Below are 13,264 nucleotides of genomic sequence, written 5' to 3'. Positions count from 1 at the left end.
AACATGTCGAGAATAATGGTAGTAGATGACAACGCAGATATTCTCCACCTACTCAAACTGCGCTTGCAGTCAGCAGGCCACCAGGTGGAAACAGCAGAAAGCGGCGAACACGCCCTCGCCTATATCCCCAACTTTCAGCCCCAGTTAGTCATTACCGATTTATGCATGGCGGGCATGGATGGCATGGCGCTATTTGAAAAATTAAAATTTAACCAACCGTCACTGCCGGTGATTGTCATTACCGCTCACGGTTCTATCCCTCACGCGATTAAAGCCACTAAACAGGGCGTATTCAGCTACGTAACCAAACCCTTCGACAGCAATGCCCTACTCGAAGAAGTAAACCGCGCGCTCGCCTTATCCTGTAGCGACGAAAGTCAAACCGAGGGCGGTAGCTCGCCGTTTGCAGAAATCGTCACCCGCAACTCCTCGGTACTAGAAACCCTGCAGCAGGCCAGAATGGTCGCCGCTAGCGAAGCCAGTGTTTTAATTCAAAGTGAAAGCGGCACCGGTAAGGAGCTATTAGCCCGCGCCATTCACAATGGCAGCCCTCGGGTAAACAAGCCCTTCATAGCACTTAACTGCTGTTCCGTGCCCGGCTCCCTATTGGAGTCTGAATTGTTCGGCCATGTTAAAGGCGCTTTCACCGGTGCCACCCGAGACCACCAAGGCTTGGTATTAGCTGCTAATGGCGGCACTTTGTTCCTCGATGAAATTGGCGATATGCCTCTGGATTTTCAAGCTAAGCTACTGCGTGTATTACAAGAGCGGGAGGTCCGCCCCGTCGGCGCCACCGAGTCCAAACCTTTCGATGTTCGTGTTATTTGCGCAACCCACCACGACCTCGAAGCCTTAGTGGAAAAAGGCACATTCCGTCAGGATTTATATTACCGCTTGCACGTTGTCCAGTTAGAGTTGCCCCCGCTGCGCAACCGTCGCGATGATATTCCCTTGCTCGCCCAGTATTTTCTCGACCAGCTCTCTGACGGCCGCCATAAAAAACATATTTCTTCCGAGGCGATGGAAGCCCTCGCATCGGCGTCTTGGCCTGGCAATATTCGCCAACTCCGCAATGTTGTTGAGCAAACCATGGTGCTTTCCCACACCGCCGTCATTCCAAACACGCTGGTTAAAAAAGCGCTCAAAAAAGACGAGACCAATATCGTTTCCTTTGTCGATGCCCGCGACCATTTTGAACGCGACTATTTAGTGGAGGTGCTACAGGTCACTGGCGGCAATGTCACTCAGGCCTCGCAACTGGCCGGACGTAATCGCACCGAATTTTACCGCTTGCTGCGCCGCCATCACCTCGACCCACACAGCTTTCGGGGTCAGCCAGGAGATTCGCTGCCCAGCAATAAATCAACTTTAGACGAAACGACTTAACCTTCACCGCCAGTCTCCACCATAAAGTCGACCGCCGCGAATCGCTAGCGTACAAGCAACTTTACTCGCAGGGTCGGCAAGGTCTTGTCCGTACATTTAATTCGCGTGCAAAATGCACCCCCTCGATCCCAATATGCATTGCGACGCTTAAAAGTCAAAATTGATCGGCAACGGCGCGCCGAGTTTGCGCGCCAAATATCCCTAAAGCATCCCCAGCTAGCCTAGTGTCGCTTATTTAGAACAACAGGTTAACGCACTGTCTATGCGACATCTAAAGTCTTGCCGCAAACCACTAAAAGCCCGTTTCACCCTTGTATTTCAGTGTTTGCTGCCACAGAGAGTCAGCCTAGCAATCTCACCGTCAACTAACATCCCGAGCCCACTCATATTCCAAGCGATATAAGTGTTGGATTTCAGCAACAGAATCGCGCTCCGCAACTAGAAGCTTAACCAAAAACAACTATAACCAACTGATTTAAAACAATTTATTTTCTGGCACAGCAATTGCGCTAGCACTCCTAGAACGCCCCACTAAGCAAAATCAAACAAATATCGCGGGCGCACCCACAAGGAGAGTAACAATGGACGAAAAAAACTATTCGCCGATTATCGTGCTTGGCGGCGATGGCTATCTAGGCTGGCCATTAGCACTCAGACTGGCGCGAACCCATCGTAATCGCAAAATTATTATTGCCGATAACCTGTCGCGGCGACGGCTTGTCAAAAGTGTCGGCTCAGACAGCCTTACACCAATCCCTAGCCCGAGCGCGCGCCTTGCCGCCAGCCGCAGCGTACACGGGATAACCAATTTAGAGTTTGTGCACTTAGACGTTAACAGCGACGCCCTTGCAACACTGATTCGCGCCCACCAACCCACCGCCATCTACCATCTTGCGCAGCAGTGTTCTGCGCCCCTCTCAATGCGCAGCAAAGAAGATGCACTGATGACCCTCAGGAACAACGAGGAAGGCAATATGCGCCTGCTGTGGGCGGTAAAAGACCATGTGCCCGATTGTCATATCATTAAGCTTGGCACCTTTGGCGAATACGCCAAGTCTGGCTTAGACATCGCAGAGGGTTATTTCCAGCCTACTTACAAAGGCAAAACGGCCCAGCGCCCCATACCCTACCCTCGGCAGTCAGACGATATTTACCATGCGTCTAAAATCAACGACACCAATTATATTTCTATCGCCTGCCGGATCTGGGGATTGCGTATAACCGACGTAATGCAATCAACCATATTTGGCGCATGGACTGCCGACATTGGCGAGCACGAGTCTTTATACACACGCTTAGACTATGACGAGTACTATGGCACCGTAGTGAATCGTTTTCTCACCCAGGCACTCTGCGGCCAAGCGCTCACAGTGTACGGCAGCGGCCATCAACGCACTGGGCTAATGTCGCTAAACGACTCCGTGTGTTCAATGGCCGAGCTCTGGCAACAAACACCAGACAAACACGAACACCGTGTAATCAACCATCTCACGGAAGAGTCCTTTTCAATTAACGAGCTCGCCACCACCATCAAAGACCTAGCGGAAGGCGAAGGTTTTCCCATCGACATCCAGCACGGCCGCTTCGATCCCCGCGGCGAAAATGAGTCCAGCAAACTAGACTATAAAGTAGAGCGTCACCACGTGGAGTCCCGCGGCCAACACGAAGGACTTGCCGAGGTAGTTGCTAAAACCTTGCGGATTTTGGTGCCCTACAAAGACCGTATTAACAAAGCGCTATTTCGGCCAAGACACTGCTGGCAACAACAGCCAAAAACGACCAAGGCTGGATCCGGCGATGTGGTGCCGCTCATCATCACCCCGCAGAGCGACGACGATGAAGGCCGCTGGCAGCGTTTTCAACAAACTGAATTTGCTTACGACCACATCAATCTAAACCCCGGCACACTTGGCAGCCCAGCAGCATCGGTAATACGTGCCCAACGTGAATTTGAGAACAACGACACCATGGCCTTCCCTATAGGCCAATACGGTGAAGGCCGCAAAGCCTTGTTGGCGGCGCTGACAACAGCCAACGCGCTGTGGCCCAACAACGACCACCAACTACAGATCAGCGCCGGAGCATCGCAATGCTCCAATATTCTCGCCCTGAACCTAGTACGCATGTGCAACGACAAGCAGCGCAAGCTAAAAGTGCTTACCACGCCTCATGAACATATTGGCGGCACCGGCGCCTTTGAGCGCTTACCCGAGTTTGAGGTGAGCTATCTTAGCCCCGGTCAACTCAAGCACCACGATCAATTTGTCGACGCCGTAGCCGACCTTCGCCCCGATATTGTGTTCTTTTCGCATATTGCCTACGACAACGCCCATATATTCCCCGTGTGCGACTGGGGCCGCGCGGTCAAAGAGATCGTTCCGCAATGCTGGGTACTCTATGATGTCTCCCAGTCTTTAGGGCTAATGGCGCCACCCTTAGACTATGCCGACGTGGTGTTCGGCAGTTGTCACAAATGGCTGTTTGGCCCGCGTGGCAGCGGTTTAATGTGGACAAGCACGGCGTTCCGCGAGCAATCTGGTGGCTTAAATTGGTCCGGGCTGCCACTCGTCGACGACAGCAGCTCGGTGGGTTTTTCGCCCGCTGGCGGCATGGACTTTTCAATTTTTGCCGGGGTCGGTGCCGCACTAGACTTACACCGCAAAATTGGTGAAACCAGTATTCGACAGCGCTGCCGCTATCTGGCAAATAAACTTCAACAAGGCCTCGACGAACTACTGTCGAGCTACAATATTCAGCACCGCTTCTTGAGCAGTCAATATGCACTAAGCTGCGAAGCCGGTGTAATTACCGTGGCCTTCTCAGACTACGATCCCTATCCGCTCTACGATGCGATGAATCAGCGGGGTGTACATTGCAAGTGTATAAAAGACACCTGCAAACAAGGCGAGCCTCGCCGTCTGCTGCGCTTTGGCGTACCTTTTTACGAAACCGAAACACGGCTTGAGCATGCCCTGTCTGCAATGGACGAGTGTATCAAGTGGGTAAATATGGCGGGGGGCCGCGCATTGGCTAGCCAACATAGTCCTTCTGGCTAGCGCTTGTGTATAATCACTTCACATACACATAACAACCTGCAGCAGTTAAACTTGTGCCAAGATGACGTATCTTGGCACAGTTGTTTTCACTGCAAACTTTTGTCATTCTTCACCACTTTATTGACCACAGGGTAAACACCAATGAATGTCTCCGATGCCATCGCCGCACGTCGCTCGATTCGTGGCTTTAAACCAGAACCGATCGCGCCGGAATTGCTGGAAAAAATATTTGCCACCGCGAGCTTAGCCCCCTCCAACTGCAATACCCAGCCTTGGCATACCGTTGTGGTATCTGGCCAAGCCAGAGTAGATTTACAAGCCGCTATTATGGCCGAGATGAGTGCCGGTAAAGCACCCTCGCCCGCCTTTATTCCCGGCGACCAAAATTTAGCTGGCGTATACAAAGAGCGTCAGTACGAATGCGCGTTTGGCTATTACGGCACCATGGGTATTGAGCGTCACGAAAAAGACAAGCGCTTTGCATTGATGATGAAAAACTTTGAGTTTTTCGACGCCCCCCACGTCGCCTTTATCTCCATGCCCACCACCATGGGCCCCGTAAACGCGGTCGATATTGGTATTTACCTGCAAACCTTAATGCTGGTTTTAGTCGAGCATGGCTTAGCAAGCTGCCCCCAGGGTGCACTAGCACTGTACCCAGACGAAGTTCAAAAAATTGCCAACATCCCCGAAGGTAATGCCATTATCTGTGGATTGTCATTTGGCTATGAAGACGTCGGCGCCCGCATCAATGACGTTATAATGGACCGCGCGCCACTGGCTGAGACCGTGCAGTTTATTGGCTAAAACTAATGACGCAAGCGCGTTTTAGGCCTTTGGTGATACCCGAGTAAACCCTGCAGTCTGGTTTGGCGCAGCTTTACTCGGCTGCAGCCGCTGCAAGCTGCGAATGCCAGCTTGCAAGCGCACCCGCAACTCCTCGCGCCATGCTGGCTTAGTTATAAAATCATCAGCCCCAGAGTCCATTGCCGCAATTAAATCAGCGCCTGCACCTTGGGCCGTAAGCATTATAAAATATGGCTGGCCAAAAGCCGGATCTGCAGCAAGCCGCTGGCAAAAATCAAGCCCGTTTACACCGGGCATACGCCAATCGCTAAGAACAATATCTGCCCTATTTTTTCTGAGAAAACGCAGCGCCTCAGCCGCATTTTCTGCAGCGATAACCACCAAGCCCATACTCTGCAATACCATCTGCAAACGCATGCGCTCTAAGTCATTGTCTTCTACAACCAAGACCTTGACCGCTCGGTCACCGAGGTGCATCTTTGTTTTATCAAAAAATTCCATACATCACCTACCGCCTTAAGCTTACTAAACTGAACCTAGCTTAAGTAAAGCAAGCTCTACGCCACCGCGTAATTTACAGCTAAGCAACTGAATTAATAAGAAATATTCTCCGCCAGAATTTCGGAATGCAAATTACAAATCCGATGTGCATTGCAATTTGCAAAGCATATAGCAGGATCAAGGCTAAACTACTGGTCCGTCGGGAGGCATATCGCCACCGGAGTCGCCCTCTAAGTTTGCCAATGCATCTTCATCCATACGTGGGTCGAGTTCAAAAATTACCGGCGAGGTCACCGACACGGGGCGGAAAGGTTCCGTTTCATCCACAATCGGCATCTCGTGGGATTTACGACGAATCGCAATCCCCAAAGTAAAGCCAAGCAAGCTCAGAGCCGAAAACACAAACAAGCCCGGCGGACCAAGTAGCGACATCAGCAGCGACGCCAGTGGCGCTCCCAAGGCCGAGCTAACGCCAAAAATAAACAGAATCCCGCTACCGATCAGCACAAAGTCGCTGGGTTCGGCGTTGTCGGAGGTGTGGGCCAAACAGATCGAGTACATGGTCATTGCCGACGCGCCCCACAGCACGGCGAGCAGCAATAGGAAATTTCCACTCGCGGGAATAAAGGCCAGTGTCAACGACACCCCAGCGCCAAATATACTGGTAAAAAACAAAACTAAACGCCGATCGTAGTGATCCGAAAGACGCCCCAGCGGCAACTGAAATAAGGCCCCACCCAATACCGCGCCACTCATAAACAAGGTTAATTGTGAAGTATCTAAACCCAAACCCTGTGCATACACCGGCCCCAAGGCCCAAAACGCGCCAGTAATCAAACCGCTGCACACCGCGCCTTCCATGCCCACATGAGATAGCTGCCACAGCCGTTTAAAGTCCAGTTTCACTACTTGCATAGGTGCCGGCGCCAAGGTTAGCGTTAGCGACACTGGCACAATCGCCAGCGACAGCAGCACTGCAGCAAGGCCAAATAACATTGGCCCCGACGGATCAGCAAAGTTAATCATTTGCTGGCCCAAAATAATCATACTTAAATTAATTACCGTGTAGGTGGACAGCAAAGTGCCCCGGGTTTCGCGAGTAGCGCGGTCGTTCAGCCAGCTCTCAATGACCATGTATAAGCCCGAGATACAAAAGCCCAGCACAAAGCGCAAGGCCAGCCACACTTCAAACACCGGCAGGGCATGAAATAAGAACACAATAGCTGAGAAAACTGAGCCCAATACCGCAAAGCTACGAATATGACCAACTCGACGCACAATATGCGGGGTCATTAAGCTACTTACCACAAATCCAACAAAGTAGCAGGACGCGGTAAAACCGATTTCAGTTGGGCTAAATTGCTCAATCTCGGCCCGCAGTGGCAGCAGGGTTAGCATCATGCCGTGGGCGAGTAGCAACAAAGCGTCAGATAGCAGCAGTGCCGTCAAAGGCAGTAGTAAACGTCTCATCAATCGTCCATTTAGGGAACTACAACCGCGGTACTATATGGCGGCTCAGAGTTTCTATATGCTATAGCATGCACACTAAGTATTAACAGGTTTTAACTACTAATGCTCTTCCGGAATGAATACCTAGCAGTAGTCATCGACTAAGCAATAGTATGCGTATCACAAACGGCTGCAGCCCGATAAAATAACATAGCGACAAACTGTCAAATCTATATGCGGCTTTTAAAATTAACTGCCATAGTTAGCGTAGCGCAGTAATCTGCTTCAAACGCTGCACCACTACCAAAATAAACCCAACAACCATTGGGCAATACATAACAGGCAATATCAGTATTTATGTCAAGAGTCTTGGGTTTAAGCTTACAGTCACCGCCCTCTGCCATCACACTTTTCCTATTGCTACTGTGCTCGGTATTCGCAGCCGCACCGTCTTGGGCGGCTACAAACCAAGTCAGCTTAGAGATACGTGGCGGTAAAAGTGAGCTACAAGACAATATTCGCGCCCACCTCGACCTCAGCGATATTCACTGTAATAGCTCTGAGCTAAGATTGCGCAGCCGCCTGCGCGGCAGCGATCAAAAAATTTCCAACGCCATGCGAGCACTTGGCCACTACCACGGTAACTGGACACTCCTGCGCGAGCAGAGCGCGGTAAAAACCACCTTGCTCAAAAGTAATCCATTAAGCAAAGCCGTTAAAAAAATTGCTGGCAGCAAATCCGCCACCCCCGACACCGAACCCGAAAGCTGCTGGGTACTGACCCTAGAACTTACCCCTGGACCACAAACCCTGATTAGCCGGCTTGATGTGCGCATTATTGGCGAAGGCGAAAATGATCCAATTTTCACCAAATACCTCGCCAAGCTTCCGGTAGCAATTGGCGACCCTGTTCAGCACGATGTTTACGAAGCGATTAAAAATTCCATCAACCAGCGCGCCCGCAATGCCGGTTATATTGACGGCCAATTTCAAGAACATCGCATAGAAGTAAATACCGACACCCATAGCGCCACCATTGCGCTGGTTTTTAATAGCGGCAGTCGCTATCGCTTTGGCGAAGTGGCTTTTGGCCCCTCACTACTCAGCACTGAGCTTATGCGGCGCTACCTGCCCTTTCAAAGCGGCGACCCCTTTGACTCGAGCAAAGTCGTGCAATTACAAAACAATCTCATCAGCAGCAATTATTTTGCATCGGTCAATATTGACCAAGAAAACCCAAATGCCGAGCAGCAGCGCATCGACCTTAATGTCCAAACTGCAGAAAAGCGCAAATACGAAACCACTGCCGGTATTGGCGCCTCTACCGACACTGGACCACGTGTTAGCTACGGACTGCGCAATCGTCGCATCAACGACGCCGGCCATACCTACCAAATTGCCAGCCAGTACTCACCGGTACTCTCAAACCTCAGTTTTCAGTACACCATACCGGGCAGCAAACCCCTCACCGATAAAGTTCAGCTATCTACCGGTGTCGAACGCAAAGATACTGACACCACCGAGAGCCTGAGCTACCGCGCCGAAATCGCGCAAATATCCCTGCGCAGCAATAACTGGATTCAAACCCTGAGCCTGAAATTTTTGCGTGAAGACTACGACATTGCCGACGAGCGCAACACCTCCACCCTGCTAATGCCCGGTATCGCGTGGTCGCGCAGCGAGGCCAATGATCGCCGCTATCCCACTAGGGGTTGGCGCATCAATACTGCCGCTCGAGGCGCACTACAAGGCGTGGTATCCGACGTGAGCTTGGCGCAAATAGAGTTAGACAGTAAAGTGATCCTCCCGCTGTGGGGGGGGCGCGTAATTAGTCGCGGCGGCTTGGGCGCAACCATGTTAGATGACTTTTCAGAGCTACCTGCCTCCCTGCGATTTTTCGCGGGTGGCGACAATAGCGTGCGCGGCTATGGCTACGAAACCCTAGGCCCGGAAAATGCCGAAGGCGAAGTTGTCGGCGGCAAGCATCGCATCACCGGCAGCATCGAGTACGATCACCGCGTGTGGGGAGATTTTGCGCTGGCCACTTTTTTTGATGCCGGTAACGCCTTTGACACCGACACCTTCACCCTCTACGAAAGTGCCGGACTTGGCCTGCGCTGGCTATCACCCATTGGCCCAGTGCGGGTCGATTTTGCTTTTCCGTTAAAAGACGGCGGCTTCCAATTTCACTTATCGATGGGGCCTGACCTATGAAACGCCTCGCCCGCTTACTACTGCGCAGCGCAGTGCTACTCGCCGCGATCGCGGTGCTATGTGTAGCAAGTATCTATCTGATTCTCGACACCCAGCGCGGCAGCGACTGGCTGCTTAAGCAAAGTTTGGCCTTGGTATCTCCAACCGCCAGTTTCAACACTTACAGCGGCAGCTTCGCAAAAGGCGTACATATAGAAGGCTTAAAGTTGCCCATTGAAGGCCTCACCATTGAGCTGGAAAGCCTGCACAGCAGCTGGAATTTATGGGGTGTTTTAGGTGGCCGGCTAGCCATTGAAACGCTTCACCTTAAAGAACTGAGTATTCACATTGACCAAGCAAATGCGGCGGCACCAGATCCAAACACCGAAGCAGCTGGACCCTGGCCTCACTTAAGCCTACCAATCGCGATTAATCTTGCCGATCTGCGCATTGACGGCCTGCATATTATTAACGCCGATAGCCGTCAAGACATTGAGCGCATCCGCCTCAGCGGTAACCTCGGCCTAATTAATACCACTATCGAAAACTTCAGTGTTGATACCGCCAAGCAGCAGCTCAGCCTGGAAGGAAAAATCAGAAACCGGCCGCCCTACGCCATGAACATAGGGATTCGCTGGGCGGCTAGCCTAGACGACATGCCGCCACTGAGCGGTAACGCAAAGCTTAAAGGCAACCTCAAGGAACTGCGGCTAAAGCATCAATTAATACAACCCAGCGCAGTAGACACCCAGTTAAGCGTCAAGCTGCCCTTTGACCCAGAGCATCTAGAGATCGATGCCAAGGCCATTAGCCTGGCACTGAGCAGTCAGTGGCAGGATGTCATCATTCCACTGACCAGCAGCGAGTCAGGGCTTAAGCAAAGCCAAAGTGCGGCCTCAAACTCCAAACCGAGTGTGAACTTCCTCAGTTCAGGGACAATAAGACTCGATGGTAGCTGGCAAGACTACCGGCTCGCTTTAGACACCCAGCTCAGTGCGCCCACGAAAAACCCGGCAGACGCGCAAAAACCCCAAGTCCAAAGCCCTGCGCAAAGCCAAACACCGAGTGCGGAAAGCAACGACCCAGTCGAGATGTTAAGCACCCTGTTGGAACAGCCTGGCCACCTCAAAGCCAATATCAGTGGCAATCAATTAGACCTGCTTATAAAAAAGATCGCATTAAACACTGGCTCTGGCGCCCTTCTGCTGGCCGGCAAGGTAAATGCAAATAGCTTGCTCGCCAGCGACAGCCAAGCTGCCCCTAATCTGGGTAATGCACCAGCGAGTTCAACCGCGCAGGCCATGCAATGGCAGCTCACGCTAAGCACCACCGACCTCAGTACCATTAAGCTGTTGCCCCAGTGGCCGGCCAAGCTTAATAGCAAGCTCAGCAGCCGCGGCAGCTGGCAGGGAAATAACTACCAAGCCAGCTTAACTATCGACAAACTTAACGGTGAATTTTTAGGCCGCGCTCTAAATGGCAACGGCGCGCTTCAAGTGAGCGACCACCATCAGGAATTTAAAAACCTCAGTTTGCAGCTCGGCAACAACCAGCTGCAGCTTAATGGCCGCCTGGCAGACACCAGCAGCCTAGACTGGATGTTAGACGCCAAAGATTTAAACCAGCTGCGGCCAGATCTCGGCGGCGCACTGCACAGCACCGGTAGTTTGCGTGGTGGCCCGCTCGCCAAATTACTGCAAGCACCCGCAGCCAAAAACCCTAATTTTCCGCAAATTAGCGCCGAACTCAGCGCCAGCAAGCTGCGCTATCAAGGCTATGCGGTTGCAAGCGCAGAGCTAGCCCTAAAGCTCAGCTCAGATCAAAGCCTGGTATTGAATGCCAACGCCGCCGGACTTAGCGCAGCGCCACTAAGTAACGCCGCCCTGAGCTTACAAGCCAACGGTAATATCGAGCACCACCAACTCGCACTCGATCTAAAGGATGCAGAAAGCCAATTATCACTAAAATTAGATGGCGGTCTCAATCGCGCCTTTAAACCCAGCAAGCAAGCGGCGGCTAAGCCTGCGTGGCAAGGCCGTATTCAAGAGTTTGCTGCAAACCACCCTCAGCTTGGCCCTTGGCTATTGGGCAAACCAGCTGCACTCCTCGCGGCAAGTGGCGCAGTCCAGCTTAAGGATTTCTGTTTAACACAGGAGCAAGACGCCACCCCCGCAGAACTGTGTAGCGACCTCGCCCTCAACGATAAAGACATCAAGCTGAAGGGGCATATCCACGCCCTATCGCTAAATCGCCTCAGCGCCAGCCTACCTCCCGGCTCCTCGCTACAGGGTGAGCTAAACAGTGAATTTAATGTCGATGGCGCACTTACAGGCAATATCGCCGATTTAAAAGGCGAGCTTGCCCTCAGTGCCGACCCTATACTGATTCGCTACCAAGCCGGTGTTAACGAAGACATTCTCGAGCATCACGCCAGCCTTAACGCGCAGGCCACACTCAGCGAGCAGCAGCTGCGCAGCCACCTTAACTTTAATATTGCAGAAGTCGGCAGTTTAATTGCCAGTATCGGTACTGCTAAGCCGAGTTCCACCAGCAATATCAATTTAGGCCCAGACACTAAGATAAACGGCGAGATCACCAGCCAGTTCGACAATTTGCAGTGGCTGGGCGGTTTTTTCCCAGAGTTAGAAAAGCTCGACGGCCGCCTCAACGCCGCGATGGCAGTTGCTGGCACCTTGCAAGCACCAGTGATCAGCGGCGACATAAATCTCGACGAACTCAACATGCAACTACCCGCTGTCGGCCTTGCATTAAAGACCGGCACTGCCCAGCTGAATTTGGCGAACAATGGCAACTGGCAACTCGACGCGGGCATCACCTCGGGCACCGGCCGTATCAAGATTGTGGGCGAGGGTTCACTGGGGCAAAACGTGCAAAACGCCCCAACAGAGCAAAGTGGCCCCCGCGGCAACATCAGCATCAGCGGCGAAAACATCACCGCCGTTGATCTGCCCGATGCCTCGGTCACGATCTCCCCCGACATCAATATTGGCATTGCTCCCGAGCTGATTAAAATTCGCGGCAGCTTAAAAATTCCCAAGGGTAAATTTGTCCTTAAGTCACTGCCTGAACAAGCCACCTCGGTATCGGCCGACGAGATCATCATAAGCAGTAACGAGCAAGCGAGCATCGGCGCGGGCACGCCAATCGACACCCTAATCAGCATCACCCTCGACGACAGCTTTGAGTTTTCCGGCTACGGCTTTAGCACCCGCCTCGGTGGCAAACTCCGCGTGGCGCAAAAATCCCAATCTGCGGTGCAGGCCTTTGGCAGTCTGTCGCTGTATGACGGCATCTACAAAGCCTATGGCCAAGACCTAAGCATTCAGCGCGGTTTATTATTATTCCAAGGCCCCGTAGACAACCCTGGTTTGAATATTAGCGCGGTACGCGAGGTTAAAACCTATACCGTCGGCATTAATATCGGCGGCTTTGCCCAGGATATTCGCAGTGAATTATTCTCTGATCCCGCCATGCCGCCCACCGATGTTATTTCCATGCTCATTACCGGCAAGGTGCCTGGTGAAATGAGCCAGTCGGATGCCAACCAAGTAATGAATGCCGCCACAGCGCTGGGCATTTCCCAAAGCAAAGGCATCACCAGCACCCTGCAAAACACCTTTGGTATGGATGTGTTAAATTTACAGGGTGGCGAAAGCTATGAAGACAGCTCACTGGTGGTAGGCAAATACCTCAGCCCCGATCTGTTTATTAGCTATGTACAAAACCTGTTCACCCCTGCGGGCAGTATTCAGCTGGACTACACCTTGAGCAAGTCGCTGGGCTTAAAAGCCCAGTCGGGCAAGACCCAAAGTGTCGATCTGCTCTACCGTATTGAACACGGCAAGGATTAA

Annotated in this window: 7 protein-coding genes; 5 read left to right on the top strand and 2 right to left on the bottom strand. The window is 52.2% G+C overall.

All coding sequences use genetic code 11. The features are described from left to right. Nucleotides 1-3: 3 nt before the first annotated feature. From AB4876_RS10055 to AB4876_RS10045, 3 genes are all read left to right on the top strand, one after another. On the top strand, nucleotides 4-1,386 hold the full coding sequence (locus AB4876_RS10055; protein WP_368381526.1) for a sigma 54-interacting transcriptional regulator: 1,383 nt from the start codon (nucleotides 4-6) through the stop codon (nucleotides 1,384-1,386). Nucleotides 1,387-1,967: 581 nt separating this feature from the next. Then, a complete protein-coding gene (locus AB4876_RS10050) occupies nucleotides 1,968-4,442 on the top strand; it encodes an aminotransferase class V-fold PLP-dependent enzyme (protein ID WP_368381525.1) in 2,475 nt (824 codons plus the stop codon). 141 nt (nucleotides 4,443-4,583) lie between these two features. Further along, the gene (locus AB4876_RS10045; RefSeq protein WP_368381524.1) at nucleotides 4,584-5,249 is read left to right on the top strand and encodes a nitroreductase; all 666 of its coding nucleotides are present in this window, start codon (nucleotides 4,584-4,586) and stop codon (nucleotides 5,247-5,249) included. Nucleotides 5,250-5,270: 21 nt separating this feature from the next. Here the strand turns inward: AB4876_RS10045 and AB4876_RS10040 are convergent, their stop codons facing one another. After that, the gene (locus tag AB4876_RS10040; RefSeq protein ID WP_368381523.1) at nucleotides 5,271-5,750 is read right to left on the bottom strand and encodes a response regulator; all 480 of its coding nucleotides are present in this window, start codon (nucleotides 5,748-5,750) and stop codon (nucleotides 5,271-5,273) included. A 183-nt stretch (nucleotides 5,751-5,933) separates the two neighbouring features. Continuing rightward, nucleotides 5,934-7,220, bottom strand: coding sequence for an MFS transporter (locus AB4876_RS10035; protein ID WP_368381522.1), 1,287 nt, complete (start codon nucleotides 7,218-7,220; stop codon nucleotides 5,934-5,936). Nucleotides 7,221-7,556: 336 nt separating this feature from the next. On the opposite strand from AB4876_RS10035, the gene AB4876_RS10030 reads away from it, so the two are divergent. Together AB4876_RS10030 and AB4876_RS10025 are read left to right on the top strand one after the other, a co-directional pair. Further along, nucleotides 7,557-9,413 carry an autotransporter assembly complex protein TamA gene (locus AB4876_RS10030; RefSeq protein WP_368381521.1) on the top strand — a complete coding sequence of 619 codons (1,857 nt, stop codon included), beginning with the start codon at nucleotides 7,557-7,559 and terminating at the stop codon, nucleotides 9,411-9,413. Then, nucleotides 9,410-13,264: a translocation/assembly module TamB domain-containing protein gene (locus tag AB4876_RS10025; RefSeq protein ID WP_368381520.1), complete on the top strand. Its 3,855-nt coding sequence runs from the start codon at nucleotides 9,410-9,412 to the stop codon at nucleotides 13,262-13,264. The genes AB4876_RS10030 and AB4876_RS10025 overlap by 4 nt, the downstream gene beginning before the upstream one ends.

The organism is Zhongshania guokunii (genome assembly GCF_040892635.1).
Lineage (GTDB): Bacteria > Pseudomonadota > Gammaproteobacteria > Pseudomonadales > Spongiibacteraceae > Spongiibacter > Spongiibacter guokunii.
This window is presented reverse-complemented; position numbering and strand designations above follow the sequence as displayed.

Coding starts and splice junctions, on each gene's coding strand:
- AB4876_RS10035 (WP_368381522.1), bottom strand. CDS start 7,220: ATGAGACGTTTACTACTGCCTTTGACGGCACTGCTGCTATCTGACGCT.
- AB4876_RS10055 (WP_368381526.1), top strand. CDS start 4: ATGTCGAGAATAATGGTAGTAGATGACAACGCAGATATTCTCCACCTA.
- AB4876_RS10045 (WP_368381524.1), top strand. CDS start 4,584: ATGAATGTCTCCGATGCCATCGCCGCACGTCGCTCGATTCGTGGCTTT.
- AB4876_RS10040 (WP_368381523.1), bottom strand. CDS start 5,750: ATGGAATTTTTTGATAAAACAAAGATGCACCTCGGTGACCGAGCGGTC.
- AB4876_RS10030 (WP_368381521.1), top strand. CDS start 7,557: ATGTCAAGAGTCTTGGGTTTAAGCTTACAGTCACCGCCCTCTGCCATC.
- AB4876_RS10025 (WP_368381520.1), top strand. CDS start 9,410: ATGAAACGCCTCGCCCGCTTACTACTGCGCAGCGCAGTGCTACTCGCC.
- AB4876_RS10050 (WP_368381525.1), top strand. CDS start 1,968: ATGGACGAAAAAAACTATTCGCCGATTATCGTGCTTGGCGGCGATGGC.